The 15,896-nt window shown below is 40.9% G+C and carries 19 protein-coding genes and 1 pseudogene; 11 read left to right on the top strand and 9 right to left on the bottom strand.

The window, feature by feature from the left end:
• Positions 1-43 precede the first annotated feature (43 nt).
• From BGC07_RS20490 to BGC07_RS03210, 3 genes and pseudogenes are all read left to right on the top strand, one after another.
• Positions 44-219, top strand: a pseudogene (locus BGC07_RS20490) (cadherin-like domain-containing protein); the annotation flags it as partial.
• Between the two features lie 39 nt (positions 220-258).
• Positions 259-522, top strand: a complete 264-nt coding sequence (locus BGC07_RS03215; protein WP_069311939.1) for a cadherin-like domain-containing protein — start codon at positions 259-261, stop codon at positions 520-522.
• Positions 504-3,872 (top strand): cadherin-like domain-containing protein, encoded by a 3,369-nt coding sequence (locus BGC07_RS03210; RefSeq protein WP_069311938.1) that lies wholly within the window; start codon positions 504-506, stop codon positions 3,870-3,872. The genes BGC07_RS03215 and BGC07_RS03210 overlap by 19 nt, the downstream gene beginning before the upstream one ends.
• Here BGC07_RS03210 and BGC07_RS03205 read toward each other — a convergent pair.
• Entirely contained in the window at positions 3,869-4,141 is a 273-nt protein-coding gene (locus BGC07_RS03205) for a hypothetical protein (protein WP_069311937.1), read from the bottom strand. The two genes, BGC07_RS03210 and BGC07_RS03205, sit on opposite strands and share 4 nt — an antisense overlap.
• Positions 4,142-4,173: 32 nt before the next feature.
• Positions 4,174-4,530, bottom strand: coding sequence for a hypothetical protein (locus BGC07_RS03200; RefSeq protein WP_235602875.1), 357 nt, complete (start codon positions 4,528-4,530; stop codon positions 4,174-4,176).
• Between the two features lie 192 nt (positions 4,531-4,722).
• On the opposite strand from BGC07_RS03200, the gene BGC07_RS03195 reads away from it, so the two are divergent.
• Complete coding sequence (locus BGC07_RS03195) at positions 4,723-4,965, top strand: hypothetical protein (RefSeq protein WP_235602874.1); 243 nt, start codon at positions 4,723-4,725, stop codon at positions 4,963-4,965.
• Between the two features lie 14 nt (positions 4,966-4,979).
• On the opposite strand, the gene BGC07_RS03190 is transcribed toward BGC07_RS03195, so the two are convergent.
• Entirely contained in the window at positions 4,980-5,489 is a 510-nt protein-coding gene (locus tag BGC07_RS03190) for a GNAT family N-acetyltransferase (RefSeq protein WP_069311934.1), read from the bottom strand.
• A 229-nt stretch (positions 5,490-5,718) separates the two neighbouring features.
• Between BGC07_RS03190 and BGC07_RS03185 the strand changes: the two genes are divergently transcribed.
• Positions 5,719-6,009, top strand: coding sequence for a hypothetical protein (locus tag BGC07_RS03185; protein ID WP_069311933.1), 291 nt, complete (start codon positions 5,719-5,721; stop codon positions 6,007-6,009).
• A gap of 425 nt (positions 6,010-6,434) precedes the next feature.
• Here BGC07_RS03185 and BGC07_RS03180 read toward each other — a convergent pair whose 3' ends face one another.
• The 3 genes from BGC07_RS03180 to BGC07_RS03170 all read right to left on the bottom strand — a co-directional run bounded on the left by BGC07_RS03180 (position 6,435) and on the right by BGC07_RS03170 (position 9,616).
• Positions 6,435-7,112: a substrate-binding periplasmic protein gene (locus BGC07_RS03180; RefSeq protein WP_139121600.1), complete on the bottom strand. Its 678-nt coding sequence runs from the start codon at positions 7,110-7,112 to the stop codon at positions 6,435-6,437.
• Between the two features lie 485 nt (positions 7,113-7,597).
• Complete coding sequence (locus BGC07_RS03175) at positions 7,598-8,731, bottom strand: FAD-dependent monooxygenase (protein ID WP_069311931.1); 1,134 nt, start codon at positions 8,729-8,731, stop codon at positions 7,598-7,600.
• 108 nt (positions 8,732-8,839) lie between these two features.
• Positions 8,840-9,616, bottom strand: a complete 777-nt coding sequence (locus tag BGC07_RS03170) for an outer membrane protein assembly factor BamD (protein WP_069311930.1) — start codon at positions 9,614-9,616, stop codon at positions 8,840-8,842.
• An 81-nt stretch (positions 9,617-9,697) separates the two neighbouring features.
• Between BGC07_RS03170 and rluD the strand changes: the two genes are divergently transcribed.
• Entirely contained in the window at positions 9,698-10,648 is a 951-nt protein-coding gene (gene rluD, locus BGC07_RS03165) for a 23S rRNA pseudouridine(1911/1915/1917) synthase RluD (RefSeq protein ID WP_069311929.1), read from the top strand.
• Here rluD and BGC07_RS03160 read toward each other — a convergent pair whose 3' ends face one another.
• Positions 10,649-11,224 (bottom strand): DNA-J related domain-containing protein, encoded by a 576-nt coding sequence (locus tag BGC07_RS03160; protein WP_069311928.1) that lies wholly within the window; start codon positions 11,222-11,224, stop codon positions 10,649-10,651.
• 100 nt (positions 11,225-11,324) lie between these two features.
• Here BGC07_RS03160 and BGC07_RS22990 point away from each other — a divergent pair, with 100 nt between their 5' ends.
• A complete protein-coding gene (locus BGC07_RS22990) occupies positions 11,325-11,720 on the top strand; it encodes a laccase domain-containing protein (protein WP_268801597.1) in 396 nt (131 codons plus the stop codon).
• Entirely contained in the window at positions 11,717-12,046 is a 330-nt protein-coding gene (locus BGC07_RS22985) for a laccase domain-containing protein (protein ID WP_268801596.1), read from the top strand. Before BGC07_RS22990 ends, BGC07_RS22985 begins: the two co-directional genes overlap by 4 nt.
• Before the next feature lie 24 nt (positions 12,047-12,070).
• On the opposite strand, the gene BGC07_RS03150 is transcribed toward BGC07_RS22985, so the two are convergent.
• Positions 12,071-12,445: a response regulator transcription factor gene (locus BGC07_RS03150; RefSeq protein ID WP_069311927.1), complete on the bottom strand. Its 375-nt coding sequence runs from the start codon at positions 12,443-12,445 to the stop codon at positions 12,071-12,073.
• 214 nt (positions 12,446-12,659) lie between these two features.
• On the opposite strand from BGC07_RS03150, the gene BGC07_RS03145 reads away from it, so the two are divergent.
• The 3 genes from BGC07_RS03145 to BGC07_RS03135 all read left to right on the top strand — a co-directional run bounded on the left by BGC07_RS03145 (position 12,660) and on the right by BGC07_RS03135 (position 14,402).
• Positions 12,660-13,088 carry a universal stress protein gene (locus BGC07_RS03145; RefSeq protein ID WP_069311926.1) on the top strand — a complete coding sequence of 143 codons (429 nt, stop codon included), beginning with the start codon at positions 12,660-12,662 and terminating at the stop codon, positions 13,086-13,088.
• A gap of 38 nt (positions 13,089-13,126) precedes the next feature.
• Complete coding sequence (locus BGC07_RS03140; RefSeq protein ID WP_069311925.1) at positions 13,127-14,014, top strand: HD domain-containing phosphohydrolase; 888 nt, start codon at positions 13,127-13,129, stop codon at positions 14,012-14,014.
• Between the two features lie 70 nt (positions 14,015-14,084).
• Entirely contained in the window at positions 14,085-14,402 is a 318-nt protein-coding gene (locus BGC07_RS03135) for a hypothetical protein (protein WP_139121599.1), read from the top strand.
• A 169-nt stretch (positions 14,403-14,571) separates the two neighbouring features.
• Here the strand turns inward: BGC07_RS03135 and BGC07_RS03130 are convergent.
• Positions 14,572-15,896 (bottom strand): methyl-accepting chemotaxis protein (locus BGC07_RS03130; RefSeq protein ID WP_235602873.1); only part of this gene is annotated, 1,325 nt, incomplete at its 5' end.

Here is a 15,896-nt window from a genome sequence, read left to right as displayed (position 1 = left end):
AAATTTAGCTGAAGATAGTGCACTCAACTTCACAGCGGCTGATATTTTAGTCAATGATGAAGATATTGATGGTGATCTGCTGAGTATTACCGGCATTAGCCAAACCCCAGAACATGGTGAATTACTCTTTAATGTTGAAACCGGCGAATTTACCTTTACCCGGATGAGAACTATCACGGTGAAGATCGCTTTGTCTATACCGTTTCTGATGGTAATGGCGGATTATCCAATGCCACGGTCACTTTCACGATTGATCCGGTGAATGATGATCCGGTGGTGATTGAGGGCAGTGCGTCAGGGGCTGAAGATGCGCCACTTGTGTTTGATGTGAGTGATTTAATTTCTGATGTCGATGGCGATGATCTATCTATTCAAAATTTCGAGCAACCGGCTAATGGCAACTTAACGCTTGAGGGGACACAATTTACCTTTACCCCGGATGAAAACTGGAATGGTGATACTAGCTTTGAATACACCGTAACCGATGGTGAAGGGGTACAACCGTGGGCTCTGTGGACTTAACCATAGCCGCGGTGAATGATGGCCCAGAAGCGGGTGATGATCAATTAAATTTAGCTGAAGATAATGCACTCAACTTCACAGCCGCTGATATTTTAGCAAATGATAGTGATATTGATGGCGATCAGCTCAGTATTACCGGCATTAGCCAAAACCCAGAGCATGGTGAATTAAGTTTTAATAGTGAGACCGGTGAATTTAGTTATGTTCCTGACGAAAACTATAACGGTGAAGATAGTTTTGTTTATACCGTTTCTGATGGTAATGGCGGATTATCTAATGCCACGGTCACGTTCACGATTGATCCGGTGAATGATGATCCGGTGGTGATTGAGGGTAGTGCGTCAGGGGCTGAAGATGCGCCACTCGTGTTTGATGTGAGTGATTTAATCTCTGATGTCGATGGCGATGATCTATCTATTCAAAATTTCGAGCAACCGGCTAATGGTAGTTTGGTTCTTGAAGGTACGCAATTTACCTTTACCCCGGATGAAAACTGGAATGGCGATACTAGCTTTGAATACACCGTAATCGATGGAGAGGGTGGTAGCGACATTGGGTCAGTGAGTTTGAGTATTGAGCCAGTGAATGATGATCCAACGGCGGAATCCCATACTTTTGAGCTAAAAGAAGACGGTTCTTTAGTGATTACAGAGGCTGATTTATTGGCAGGTGCTGAAGATGTTGATGGAGATAATCTATCGGTTACACATGTAACAGACCCTGCTAATGGTGAATTGATTGACAATGGTGATAGCACCTGGACCTTTACGCCTGATGACGATTGGAGTGGTGAAACCAGCTTTGAATATACGGTTTCTGATGGTCAGGGGGGTGAAGTTACAGAAACAGTTCAGCTGAATGTTGAAGAAGGTGCAGAAGAGGCCAATGTTCGCTTTATTGTGAATGATCAGAAAACGATTTATCCCGATTATAGTGATGAAGATAGTAATTATGAGGTGAAGCAGCCTGAAGCATTTGGGACTACTGAAGTGATTACGGGTGAGGAAATGGATACCGATGGTATTCGCGATTCTGATCAAATCAGTGTGACCTATCAGGATGAAAATGCTGCAAGCTTACAGTTAGACAGTGGTTGGAACAGTATTAAAAATGCCTTGGCGCAAAGTGATGAAGCGGCTGATATCACGATGACTGATTTTGTGCGTAGCGATGTGAAATTAGGCGGCGATGGTGATAGCTCTGTTGTAATTGATGGAGCAAAACGGGGTGATATCTCAACGGGTGAAGGTGATGATAGTGTTGATGTGACCGCCAAGACCAATAATGCCGGTTGGAGTAATACCTTTAATATAGATACGGGGGCTGGTGCTGATGCAGTGAGCCTCGAGGGTGATAAAGGGTTAACTGAGTTTAATGTCGATACGGGTGCAGGTGCCGATGAAGTGAAACTTGGTGCAGACTATAAAAATTCGGAAGTGAATGTTGGTGAAGGGCATGATGTTGTTACTGGCGGTGAAGGTGAAGATATCGTTTATGGCGGTGCTGGTAATGATAACCTCAGTGGTGGCGAGGGCGATGACATCTTATATGGCGGTGATGCGGCCTTTAGTGTTGAGCGTAACCGAGGTAGTGACACGATCGAGGTAGGTGATATCCCTGATGATGTTGAAATCTCTGCCGTTGGTGGTGATTTAAGTGCAGACTCACATGGTTTTGGTGTTGATGATGGTGAGAAAGACCATATTCATCAGGGATTGAGCCAGGAGATGGCTTATGATCCATTAACTGGAGTCAGTGAAGGGTTGGTCTTTGATTTTGGTCATAATGTGATAGAGGCTGAAATAGAATTTAATCACTTTAAGTCAAATGGTAAAGAGTCTGAGCAAGGCCAATATCGCCTGATTGATAGTGATGGAAATGAGAGTGTGTGGGTGACTTTCACTGCGGCTGATCTTGATAATAATGACGGTGAACTTGTGATTTCAAGTGATGAAGGTTTTGCAGGGATAGAGTTTCGGGCGACGGGTTATGAGTCAGACCCCAAAGGTTGGGAAAACGAGCATCACAATACAGGTAAAGCTTATGATTCCTCAGATTACCTTATAGAAAGCATCAGCTATAGCTATGATGATGTGATTTACCACGAGGAAGGGGGTAATGATGTGTTGTTGGGTGGTCTAGGCAACGACATTCTTTATGGCGGCGGCGGTGATGACACCCTCGATGGAGGTGCTGGGATTGATGAGGTCTATGCAGGTAGTGGCGATGATGCGGCGACTTTTGTGGTGGGTCAATCTGATGGTATTGACCAATATCATGGTGGCACAGGAGATGATACTTTCCGGGTAGAGCTTACCGGTGAGCAGTTAGAAAACAGTGATATTGTCGCAGATTTACGTGAGCTTAATGATTTTATTCAAGAAAATTCAAATGAAAACAGTGACAATGGCCCTATAGAAACCTTTGAGCATCTAGGGGTTCAGGTGGGAGATTTTGAAAAACTGGATATCGTTGTTGATGGTCAATCGACTGATATTGGTGATATTCAAATTGAAAATCAATGGACGAATGATGATTTTGATCGTAGTCAGCATAGCCGACCTGCACATTTTCAAGTAGGTGATCCAGAACACAGTCCTGAAGGAGACGATGCCTTGCATAGCCATCGGCATACGGATTCTACCAAAGACTTTGATCATGAGTGGGATACGAAAGCGCATCACTATCGAGGTCTTGAAGGTGAAGAAGATGCCCGTGATGTGTTAACGGGTTCTGAGGCGAATGATGCCTATACCTTGGACTGGGGTGGTCGTGAGGAGCTGTCGTCTATAGAAGAATTTAATACTGGTGCAGGTGATGATATCGTTGATTTAGCCAGCTATCGCTACGAATATGGTGATACGGTGATGAATCTCGGCGATGGTAAAGACGTAGGTTGGGGGAACCTGGGGGATGACCAGATTTTTGGCGGTGCCGGGAATGATTGGTTGGCGGGTAACTCGGGTGATGATTTATTGCAAGGCGGCTTAGGGGATGATCGCATTGAAGGCAATGCTGGAGATGATGAGATTCATGTTGGCCAAGGTGATGATATTGCCATGGGCCATACGGGTAATGATTTATTTGTCTTTAACCTGGATGAGGGTGATTTAGGTCAGAACTGGATTTCTGGGGGTGAGGGCACGGATACTCTGCAAGTGTCAGGTTCTGAAGGCCAGAACTGGGTGCTGCATGTTGAAGGTGATGGTGAAGAACATACCATTCAAGGCATGGCTGGAGATGCTGGGCAGTATGGTGAAGAACACTTATCTTATTCTGGCAGCTTGGTGTTTGATAACGGTCAGTCTAAGGTTCAGTTCACTGATATCGAGAAAATAGAGTGGTTCTAAAGACTCTTTTGTTCGTTTTCTAGACACCAGGCAATATAGACAATATTGATGTTGCTATTCACGCAGTGGAGGTATTTGTTGTTATTGAAGTTCAGCGCGGTCATGCTTGTTTTTATCGCATTGACCTGTTGCTTGGCAATTTGGTTATCTTGCTTATTAATTGACCAGGCCATGATAAACATCATCATGAAAATCCAGAGTGCTCCAATGATCAGCGTCTTATGAAAGTCATTGAGCTTAATTTTTTTTATTTTTGATCGTTTTCCCATGTTTATTTCACTTTGAGTTCAAGATGTGTTTATTAAGATGCACTAAAGAACATCGCTGTATAAGTAATCAGAGCGCCGATGCAAAATAACATCATCGATTTGGAGCTGACGACGAGAAGGCGCACGTCTTCGATGCGAGGTTTGTGTGACTGAGATGATTTGATCAGTTTAGCGGCGTAACGGTTGACTTGAAAATAAAGCCCTGCGACAAAGATGATGGCGAGCACGAAGCTGATGGCTAAACCCGCAGAAAGAAGAACATAGGCCCATGCGAGTAATAAAAGAAGACCGAAACCATAAGCACAGGCTTTTGTGTGGGTGGATAGAGGGTCTTTTTTTGTCATATCTAGTAGAATGGTTAGCAACTTTTGCTTTGTATTGAACATCATATCGCTCGCTTTTCATGACAAATGAGACTGCAGTATATATCACAACCCTATAAACACGCCATATATATTGCTGTGAGTGGATTATTTGGCAAAATTTCAGTGAGTTAATTTGAGTCATCTATTGTTAAGCTTGTGTAAATTTTGTTGTTTTAACATATATTAGCTCCATATGGAAGAGGTGAATCCGAAATAATGAGGTTAACAATGTTTTTAGATAGCGATGAAATGAAAGTTTTTCGTGAGAGGGCCAAACGATTTTTTCAGGCGAAGCCTGATTTGCTAAAAAAGTTAAAACGAGATAATGGTCCATTTTTTAGGACACAAAAAGAAATTGCTCAATTTGATCGGGCTGTTTTTGAAGGATGCACGGCTTCTATTTACACAGGCAAAAAAGACTTGAAAAAAACTAGGTATTGCATAAAAGGCTTGAAATAGCACAAGCCATTTTTTTAAAAATCATGGGTAATCGCCCAGCGCTCATGGTCACGCCAAGCACCGTCAAGGTATAAATAGTTGGGGGAGTAGCCTTCTTTGTGAAAGCCGAGCTTTTGTACGAGCTTAATTGAATGAGTATTTTCAGGGCGAATATTGGCCTCTATGCGGTGAAGCTTGAGTGCGCCAAAAGCATGATGAATTAATAGCTGCAAACCTTGAGTCATATAACCCTGATTAGCAAAAGGTTCGAAGGCATAATAGCCGAGATAGCAACTTTGAAAGCAACCGCGCACAATTTCACTGATATTGAAGACCCCGACAAGATTACTATTGTGCATTAGAAATAGGCTTTCACTGCGATCTGAGTTATTTGCCTTGTCAATGTATTCCAAAAAATCTTCTTCGTTATCAGCAGGAGAAACCCAAGGGTGGTGTAAGGCAGCACTAATTTTGACGGCTTTGATAAATGCTTCACAGTCTTCTGGTGTGGGCTGTTTTAAGGCGAGAGTTTGGAGGCTTTGCATAGCTTTCTACCTTTGATCAAATGGTCAAAAAATTATTAAAGGAAGGGGCAAAGATAATACTCAACTTGGCTAAGATAGGGAAGAGTTAAGTAGTGTAATAGAATAAATAACGTTAATTTTACTCTATGCATCGGTAAAGTACTGGACTATTATAGTGGGGTTTATTTAAGTTTTGAGCTTAACTATAAAAATTGCATTACTGATTAATTGGACGAGTTGAAGTACGAGAATGACTAAAACGATAAAGACAGGCGCGTTAATTGGGTTGGCTTTATTACTCGCTGCATGTGCAGGGCAGCCGACAAATTCTATGACGGCGAACCAGTGTCGTGAGGACTTACAAAAAGCGTATCAAGATCTCGATTATGCCCAAGCGAATAATTTTGAAAGTACGATGAATTATACTCAGGCGATGGCCTTGCTTTCAGCAGCCAAAGTTCAGCAAGAGTTCAATCAGTTTTCAAGCTGTATCGAGAAAGTAAAGCAAGCGCGGAATTATATTACCATGCAGGGGCAATAGATATAAAGCCTGTAAATAATTCAGTCGATGCGAGCCAGGGAGCGCCAAGCGCGGGGTGAGTATTCCGAGGTAGGCTCGGATTTTTAGCAGAGCGGAGTGACGTAGGGCCTTTAGGTCCGGAGTCGGCGGAACGAGTGTCTAAAAATCTATACGAGCCGTAGAGTCATCTGAGAGCGAGATGCGGAGTGTGCCGAATTAAGGCACGGAGCGTCTCGTGACGGGGACGGCCGAGGCATTATAGTCGTCGCGTTTTGCGAGGCGATTTTGCACCATGGAAGTGCAAAATACCTACCGAGGTAGCGACGCTTCCGGTAACTGTTTACCGACAGTACCCTAAGCAGGATAAAGGTGTGGTTTGGACAAATGATCCTTTCAGTTGTGGCTGAGTGGTACGGGCCGCTGCAAGTAAGGCTTTTCTTGGTCAGCTATTTAACATATTTAACCATAATATTATTCAGCTCTTTCTTTCTGATTAATCTAATTTTCTCCCAAATCGCCTGTTGTTCCGATGGACTCAAGAAGGATTTTTTAGAAAAGGCTAAAAAGTAGCTTTTGCTTTTTATTTCTTTTGGGTAAATGACCATTTGATAGGAAGGGTTCTTTCTCAAGAAAGCTTGAGCCAGCGTAGTAATAGTAACTAAGCTTCCTTTTCTTAGCTTATTTAACCGGTTAAAATTTCTTAAATCAGAATAGAATGTTGAATCTACCGTTACACCTGATTTTTTAATATCATCTCCTATTGAGTAGCCGTGTGGCACATACACAGGTTGAGGAAGGTGAGACATATTGCCATTAAAATTAGCACCCGGCAAAAGAACAGCTGAGTAACCTACTTGACTAACTCGCCATTTAGATGGCGATGAGGATTGCGCATCCTCAGGATAATAAAGATAATCCGCCCTTTCAGGTTTATAAGAGGCCGTCATGACTGCATCGGCCATACCGAATTGTGCTTCCTTTAAGCATCTTCGCCACGGCCCGGATTTTATCGTGTACAAATCATAGCCTGATGCTTTTAAAGCCATTGTAACAATATCAACGTGCACTCCTGAAGGCTTATTATCTTTTAAAAATGTAAATGGGTACCAATAACTATTATCCATGCAAATTTTAATCGTCTTTTTTGCATTAACATTTGTGCCTAATACCAATATAGCGATGAGGAGAAAGGCAATTCGTCTGCTTAGCACTTTAGATCAGCTCCAAGATATGTCGAATAAAACAGGTTAGTCTATTAAAGGTATAGACCATCTTTTTCAGTTTATCTGTGATTGTCTGCTGACCTTACAAGGGCGTTGAGTTAAGTGGCGTTACTATGGTGAAACACTGTGCGAATTGTTAGATTAACCGATGGTAGATGATAGAAAGCTTAAATGTCGATGTGACGGTGCTGGCAGGTTTAGCTCTTCTTAAAAATTTATCCAATGAACTCAACAGGAGTAAAGCTTACCTTACTTTTCTGCTCAGGCTTAATATTTTGTTTAATACGAAAAACGGCGGGATATTTCCCGCTTTCTCTGTTTTTCCTTAAGCATTTTGTTGGGATTTATTTGCTAAAAAGATAAATTGAGCTGTTTGGCTGCATTTGCTAGGTAATTTTTTTCCAATAAAGTCGACCAGCCTTGCACATTGAGGGGGCCGTTCTTTCTGATTTTCTGGGCAATAACTCTTCTTGAAAGTATATTATTAAAGCTTGAGAACTTTTTGAGGGGGTATCTGAAGCATTTTTAATCCATTGAACTCTGCTCAGCCTTAATTGCTCATAACACAGGAGCGCATCTTCTAATTGAGGCTTTGCCTGTAGTGACCAGGCGAGAGTTAAGGCATCTTCAATCGCGCTCGCATAGCCTTGTTGTAATTGTGGGGAGCATGCGGCGGCGGCATCACCGATAAATACGGTGGATTTGTGATCTGTCATGATCGGTTCACTGACAGAAACTAAGCGACTGGCGATTATTTTTTCAGTCGGTGTTGAGTCTATCGCCTCTTGTAACTCAGGGGCGAACTTAGCAAAGAAACGCACCAAACTCGCTTTATCAACGTCGGTGCTGTAGTTATCTTTTTCTTGCACGCGCTGTAAATATACATAAGATTGATTGCCTGAGGTTGGGTAAAGTAACCCAAGGCCACCGTTGGGGGATAATAGGTAGTAGCTGGGGTCTGCTGTTTTTCTACTGGTTAAAAAGCGCCAACAGCTGATGCCTAAATCTTCTCGCAAATCTTGCCCACATATTGCTTGGCGATGTGTGGAATTTACTCCGGACGCATCAATTATTAAGTCAGCCGTAAAGTGACTGTCATCACTTAATTCAATGTGAGTGAGTTTATCTTGCTGCGTGTATTGTTTAATCACGGTGTTAAATTGGATGTGAGGGAGAATATCTTGAGCGAGCAGGTGAATGAGTTCCTCTCTTTGTAGGGCAATAAATTGATAGTCTTTTAATATTGGATGCTCGGCCAGCTTGGTTTCACTGAGAAGTTTGCCGTTGTATTTAAGGTAGCGTATTTTGCTAATAGGGTGGGCTGTTTTTAGTATTTGCTCTTGCATCGATAAATATTTAAATGCATCAACCGCATTGCCCGGCAGAGCAATACTCGCGCCAGTTGCTCTGAGTGATGTTGATTTTTCAATGATCTTAAATTCAGCTTGGGGTAAGTAAGTTTTAAGTGCATGTGCCATTGTGAGACCACCAAGACCCGCGCCAATGATTAATATCTTCATTTGATCACCTTAATGTATACCCTGCTAAAACAAGCGCCTAGATGTGATAACCTAGGCGTCTTTCAATTCAATTCTCGATGTGTAATTTAATGGGTGATGGATTAAAACTTAAGATTTTTTCTTGGTGAAGGGCGCTTTATGGTAGGTTGTCTGATAGGTCGCTTCTGTATCTTTAGCGAGCGTATTTAAGCCTAGCGCTCTATAGGCTTTAATCATAACTTCTAATGCACCTTTAACCGCAGGAGTGCGTGGATACTCTTTAATGACCCCTTGAGCACGTGTCACTGCACCAATGTAGGCTTTTTTCTGTAAGTTGTATAAAGCCACATTGAGCTGGAACTGTGCTAGAGCATTACGCAAGTAAACCATACGACGCTTAGCATCGGTAACATACGGACTTTTTGGGTAGTTATGGATAAAGGTATTAAAGTCCATATAGGCTTGTTTGGCCGTTGTTGTATCATGCTCGCTAATGTCGTAATGGAAGTAGCGCTGTAAGAAACTCGCCCCTTGATCAAAGTTGATCACGCCTTTCATATAATAGGCATAGGGTAAGCCTGGGTTGTTTGGGTAAAGGTTGATAAAGCGATTGGCCTGTAATAGCGCCATATCCGGTTTATCATCTTTGTAATAGGCATAAATCGTATCCAAATCGCCTTGCTGAGCGTAGGGGCCGAATGGATAGTGGGCATCGAGTTCTTGGAACTCTTTGACGGCAAGATCATAGTCTTCTTCTTGCATGTGTTTCGCACCGCGCTGATAGATTTGCTCAGCATTGAGGGTGTTGTAGTTGATTTTAGGGGTGCTGCTGCAGGCACTGAGTAAAAGTGCACCGGCAGAGGCAGTAAATAAGGTCAGTAGCGATTTTTTTGTTAAATAGTTCATTTTACTTTATGTCTATCTATTCACATCTGTTGATGCCTAGTGTACCTTGTTCAGGCAATTTGGTCGATAGGAAGAGTGAGAGTGAAAGAAATCATTGATTTAACAGCGTCTGTAGACGAATCCCATCAAGGTGAACGCATTGATCAGGTGCTTGCCGAGCTCTTTAATGATTACTCACGCTCACGATTACAAGCCTGGCTGAAAGCGGGGCATATTCTTATCGATGGCAAGCCGTGGCGAGCCAAAGACAAGGTTGAAGGTGGGGAAACTGTCACATTACATGTTGAACGTGATATTGAAACCGCTGCTAAGCCTCAGCCAATCGATTTAAGTATCGTCTATCAAGATGATGCATTGATCATTATTAATAAGCCTGCTGGCTTGGTTGTCCACCCTGGAGCGGGGGTGCAAGACAGTACCTTAATGAATGCTTTATTGCATTTAGATCCAAATATTGCCACTGTGCCACGGGCTGGGATTGTTCATCGTTTAGATAAAGATACGACCGGCTTAATGGTCGTTGCGCGTACCTTAGAAGCACATACTAAGTTAGTCGATGCTCTGCAAAAACGTGATATTCGTCGTGAGTATGAGGCGGTGGTGCAGGGAATTTTAACCGGGGGTGGAACGATTGATGAGCCGATTGGCCGTCATCCGGTGCATAGAACCAAAATGAGTGTAGTCAAACCTGGGCAAGGCAAGCCGGCGGTGACTCATTTTAAGGTGTTAACACGTTTTCCCCAGCACACCCATGTCAGGGTGCAGTTAGAGACTGGTCGTACTCACCAGATTCGTGTCCATATGGCTCATCGTCGTCATTCTCTGATTGGTGATGGCACTTATGGAGGGCGTTTGAAAATGCCGGCTGGAGCGAGCGATGAATTAAAGAGTATGATTCGTGGCTTTAAACGCCAAGCTTTGCATGCGTGTGAACTTTCTCTTGAACATCCTGTTAGCGGTGAGCAAATGACGTGGCAAGCACCTTTGCCTGATGATATGGTGCAGTTACTCGCAGCACTTAAACGAGGGTAGTTATTTATAAATATTAAGCAAGGTCTTGCCTGCTTGCTCGATTTTATAAAAGCAGTCAGCATTGCCCCCATGATCGGGGTGGTGTTGGCTGCGCAATTGCCCAAGGCGCTTTTTAATGATAATTGCATCGGCTTGATGGTCCAAGCCTAATACTTGCAAAGCTGCTTCTTTATTATCTCTATAGCGCTCTTGATGTTCATAGCGCTGCCAAAACTGGTTAAGCAAATCGTCTACATCGTTTTTAGATGTGTTTTCAAGGTTATTTAGGTCTAGATAATAATCACGCAAAGGTTCATATACAGCAGGAAGTGTTGTCTTCGGGTTATAATATGGCCATAAGCGAATATTAAGGCAGTGAATTTCTAAATGATAGCACTGATATATTAGTAAATAATCCCTTAGTTTATATAAGCTGTGAAACAATAAAAAATGACGTTGAAATAAGTCTAAGTTATTTTTTTTCATATGGGCCGGTGTTGATTCTATCATCTGCAAATTTTCTAATTGTTTAAGAAGTTCATATTCTTTTATGCCATGAGGGTGAGCTTTTAGAATGTTGAGTAAAGTCGTGAACATAAACTTCCTTTTAATTATACATTTTTAATGCAAAAATTGTGTCAGGCTGATAACTTATAGCTTAGGTATATTTTGGTAAAATTTATGAGATAAATTAAGCATGGCTATTTTTTCCATTAATGCACCGTTTTCAGACAAGGTTCAAGCTGTTTATACAGACCGTCAGGGTGGGTTTAGTGATAATGTTTTTGACTCTATGAATTTAGGTTGTCATGTGGGGGATAATATAACTGCTGTTAAGAAAAATCGTTTTCTATTACAAGAGTGTTTAAATTTACAGCAAGATTTATATTGGCTAGATCAGACCCATTCTAACAATATCGTTAAAGCACAAGCACAAAATGATTTATTAAAGGCAGATGCAAGTTGGACGGACGAGAAAGGTGTGGCTTGCGTGGTGATGACGGCAGATTGCTTGCCTATTTTAGTTGCAGATAAACAAGGTAAAAAATTGCAGCCATTCATGCTGGATGGCGAGGGCTATGTGCTGGTGTGATCGAGAATGCTTTTTCAGAATTAGGTCAAGGTGATTGGCAAGTATGGTTAGGGCCTGCCATTGGTAAAACAGCTTTTGAAGTGGGGCGTGAAGTTAAAGAGGTCTATCAAGCAAAATCACCCAAGCTAGAGCTGTATTTTCAACCTAAAAATAATGGAAAATTTTTAGCTGATATTAACGGTTTGGCAATAGAAATTTTAAATGACTTGGGAGTGACTGATATTTATCAAGAAGGTATTTGCACTCATAATAACCCTAATTTTTATTCTTATCGACGAGATGGACAGACGGGGAGAATGGCCGCTGCGATTGTGATTCAAAGGTGAAATGTTTACGGTCTCAATAAAACCTTACATTTCTTGCCATGTGAAATTTTTTCTTATTTTCTCAGTCAGTGTTTTGATGTTAAACGGTTTAATAACATAATCAGTAACGCCTGCTTTCATTGCAGCATTAATTGATTCTAAAGCCGTTTCACATGTGATCATAATAATAGGGACAGTCGTATTTGTTTTACGTATTTCTTTCAGTACATCGATGCCCTCTATTTTAGGTAGATGCCAATCAAGCAATACAAGGTTAATCTCATGTTGCTCAAAGCGTTCAATGGCGGCTTGACCATCCAAAGCTCTGATGATGTCAACGGTGTGAGTGAAGATATGGCGAACGGCTTCTATTTCTAAAGAGGCTGTAGCATGTGAGTCTTCAACAAGTAAGATTTTCATTGTCTGATGGCCACTCTTTCAATTGCACTATTTTAAGGGAGGGTTGCTATTTAAGTGTACTACCCAATTAGGCAAGCTGTTATAGAAAGTGGTAACGGTTGGCAAGAGTTTTGGTATTTCTTTATATATCAATTTATTAACCATTTTAGCTTAAATATCAACTATACTTTCAATTAAAGCCCGAATGCTAGCTCAGAGTAGCAAGGATAAATGAGTGAAAAAATATCAACATGTTTTGTTTGCTACAGACTTGGATGAGCGTAGCGAGAGTGCAGCAGAGTACGCACGAGATTTTGCTGCGTTGCTTGATGCAAAATTTAGCATGCTTCATATTGTTCAAGTTGTTGCTGCGGCGTATGGTTATGTGGGTGACTATGACTTTGAACAGCAAATTGTTGAAGATGCTCATGCTGAAATGGCAAGACTCGCTGGTAAGCTTGGGGTTGAGAGTGGCAGTTGTCAGGTCGTTAAGGGCTACCCGAAAGAAGATCTTCTTCGTAAAGCAAAGCAAATGGGGGTCGATCTGATCATTTTACACGGGCATCGTCATCATTGGTTAGGTATGTTAGGGTCGACTGCAAATTCAATTGTTAATAAAGCAGAGTGTGATGTTTTAGTGTTATCTGCAGAGAGTAAAAATTAATTATAAATAAAGGAATTAATAATATTAATGTATGAGTTATGTCGTTTAGTGAGAGTATTGACCACATTTTAATTTGGTCACAGAAAGACTATGTGACTAAAGTCACAACCACGTTTAAGCCCTTGGGTTATCGCATTAGCGAAGTGAAGACACAACAACACGCCTTTGAATTATTAAAGGCGGCGACAACGTATATTGTGATTGTGGACACTCGAGTTGCTGAGAATCATGAGATTGACTTTCTAATTGCTGTGCGTAAAGCCTCCCCGCAAAGTATTCGTGTTTTAGTGGCAAGTGATGCTGATATAGATTATTTGCATCAAGCAATTAATGAGGCTGGAATTCATAAGGTGCTTACACCTATGTCTTCTGAGGACCATATTCAGGCAATAATACAATCTTCTGTTATCGAGTGTATGTCGGAGAGAACCTACTTTGATCGGGAAGAATATGAAAATCGGTCTGTTGTGAATGAACGAGCGGCTGAGATTCGCAAAACCTGTTTGTCGATCGCAAAGCATTATGATGAAGCGGGCTTAACAACGAAAAAAATTAAAGAAATTCTTAAAAAATCATGTCCTAAAGATAAATCTCTTGATTTATTTATTAATAATGAAAAATTAAAGCGTATTGCCCTTGCAGCTGCAACATTAGCCGCACGGTTAAAATCATCAACGGCTGAAATAAAATCAGTTTACATCGCAGCTCTATTAATGGATATTGGCAAAGTCAGTTTACTTGATAATTTGCTGGACTGTGCTTATGAGCAACTTTCAGATCAAGAGAAAAAAAGTTATTTAAAGCATGTCGACTATGCGGTTGCTTTATTAGAGCCGATGTATGAACTCAGTGCGGTTAAAGATTTATTGCAGTCTAGTCAGGAATTTATTGACGGTAGTGGTTATCCAGAAGGTCTTAAAAAATGAAGACATTCCACTAGGCTCAAAAATTATTAAAATAGCGTATGATTATGAAAGTTTCCAGCTAGGAAATATTTTGAAAAAACAGCACAGCTCAGCTGAGGCTAAAAGTTATTTAATGGATAATCGAGGAAGTTTATATGAAACTCGTTTAGTCAATGAGTTTTCTGAGATTATGGATGTTTTGCTAGAAAATTATCAATACTTAAATCGTTTACGGGCCTGTGAGTTACAGCGGGGGATGATCCTTGCGAATGACTTATATACCAATAAGGGAGCATTATTACTGACTAAAGATCAGGTTTTAAATAAACCGATGATTGATAAAATTACGGATATGAGTGAAAATTTAGGTGAGCGTTTAATTATTAATATTAAAGGTTCTAAAAAATAACTAAAATTTTTTATTTAAAATATTTAATAATTATTAAAATTCAATTTGTTTTATATGTTTATTAAATTTAAATTAATTTTTTGAGAGAATTTATTGTATTTGTGATGGATGTAAGCAGAGATTCCTACTGTTAATAGAGTCTCTGCTTTTTAAACGATTATATCCTTTTTTAATTTTTAATATCGAAGAATGAAATCGCAATATTCATATCACCCAAACGTTTTGAGATTTCCATGCTCGCTTCGTTTTGAGAGCTGACTTTTTGAGCATTATCTTGAGTAAGCTGTGAAATATCACTGACAGCCTCTTGAATTTCATTAATGCCCACGGCCTGTTGATTACCACTTGTTGCAAGTTCTTGGACAAGTTGGGTAATACTTTGAACAGACTCTGTGATTTCCTCTAGTGCTTCGCTGCTGGAGTTCACCATTTTCTGGCCGTTATTGACGTGAACCATCGCTTCATCGACGAGGTCTTGAATTTCCTTCGCAGAGTTTGAGCTACGCTCTGACAAGGTTCTAACCTCACTCGCGACCACCGCAAATCCACGGCCTTGCTCTCCAGCCCGAGCGGCTTCTACCGCAGCATTGAGCGCGAGTAAATTAGTTTGAAAAGCAATATCATTAATAACCGCAGTAATTTCTTGGACTTTTTGACTACTTTGATTAATTTCATCCATTGCGGCGACAGTGCGTTTGGCAAGCTCATTTCCTGTGCTGGCCTTATTATTCGCTTGATCACTAAGGCTAGCTGCTTCTGAAAGCTTGCCTGCGTTTTCTTTAACAGCACCATTAATGTTTTCTAGGCTGATGCGTATTTCTTCAAGCGTGGATGCTTGGTTTTGTGCGCTTTTATTGAGTTCAGCATTATTCTTAGCAAGGTCTTGTGCTTTTGAGGTGACTATTCCTGAATCATCTTTGATACCAGTGACGGTTTCTTGTAATTGAGATATTGTTGTATTAGCCGATTCTTTGAGGCGTTTGAATTCACCATTATAGTCTTTTTCGATGGTTTCATTGAGCTTGCCCTTAGCTAATGCGGCAAGTACTCTATTAGCATCATTGCTGATGCCTTTTGTTGTTGATATGATCTGGTTAATACCATTAGCAAGCATCAAATAAAAATCTGATTTTCCTGATGTATCAATCTGGGCATCTAGATTTCCTTCGGAAACTGCTTTTATGGTCTCTTTAATTTCTACCTGTGCAGCACGTTGTGCAGAAATATCATTCCACTCTGCAATCGTTCCTATACGGTTATTTTGATCATCGAGAATAGGAGTGATCGTTAAATCAATATAGGTATTATTAAACTGCAGCTCGGCCTTATGGGGTTGAGTGAGGCTATCAAGAATGTTGCGTTGATTAGCAGAGTCAGGGGAGAAGCGATCTAAAGTGCTTCCTAAAACCTCATTTGGGTTGAAGTTATTGATTACTGTATTTATGTCATCAGATGCATTAGAAAATAAATTATTTAATGATTTATTTATATAAA

The sequence above is a fragment of the Piscirickettsia litoralis genome (assembly GCF_001720395.1).
Classification (GTDB): Bacteria; Pseudomonadota; Gammaproteobacteria; order Piscirickettsiales; family Piscirickettsiaceae; genus Piscirickettsia; species Piscirickettsia litoralis.
Note: the sequence above shows the minus strand (reverse complement) of the source record. Positions and strands in the feature narration are given on the sequence as shown.

Excerpts from the sequence above, each read along its gene's own strand:
- BGC07_RS03175 (WP_069311931.1), bottom strand. The coding sequence starts at position 8,731 with ATGAAGATATTAATCATTGGCGCGGGTCTTGGTGGTCTCACAATGGCA.
- BGC07_RS22990 (WP_268801597.1), top strand. The coding sequence starts at position 11,325 with ATGGCTATTTTTTCCATTAATGCACCGTTTTCAGACAAGGTTCAAGCT.
- BGC07_RS03190 (WP_069311934.1), bottom strand. The coding sequence starts at position 5,489 with ATGCAAAGCCTCCAAACTCTCGCCTTAAAACAGCCCACACCAGAAGAC.
- BGC07_RS03200 (WP_235602875.1), bottom strand. The coding sequence starts at position 4,530 with ATGATGTTCAATACAAAGCAAAAGTTGCTAACCATTCTACTAGATATG.
- BGC07_RS03185 (WP_069311933.1), top strand. The coding sequence starts at position 5,719 with ATGACTAAAACGATAAAGACAGGCGCGTTAATTGGGTTGGCTTTATTA.
- BGC07_RS03180 (WP_139121600.1), bottom strand. The coding sequence starts at position 7,112 with ATGGATAATAGTTATTGGTACCCATTTACATTTTTAAAAGATAATAAG.
- BGC07_RS03160 (WP_069311928.1), bottom strand. The coding sequence starts at position 11,224 with ATGTTCACGACTTTACTCAACATTCTAAAAGCTCACCCTCATGGCATA.
- BGC07_RS03195 (WP_235602874.1), top strand. The coding sequence starts at position 4,723 with ATGAGGTTAACAATGTTTTTAGATAGCGATGAAATGAAAGTTTTTCGT.
- BGC07_RS03150 (WP_069311927.1), bottom strand. The coding sequence starts at position 12,445 with ATGAAAATCTTACTTGTTGAAGACTCACATGCTACAGCCTCTTTAGAA.
- BGC07_RS03140 (WP_069311925.1), top strand. The coding sequence starts at position 13,127 with ATGTCGTTTAGTGAGAGTATTGACCACATTTTAATTTGGTCACAGAAA.
- BGC07_RS03205 (WP_069311937.1), bottom strand. The coding sequence starts at position 4,141 with ATGGGAAAACGATCAAAAATAAAAAAAATTAAGCTCAATGACTTTCAT.
- BGC07_RS03170 (WP_069311930.1), bottom strand. The coding sequence starts at position 9,616 with ATGAACTATTTAACAAAAAAATCGCTACTGACCTTATTTACTGCCTCT.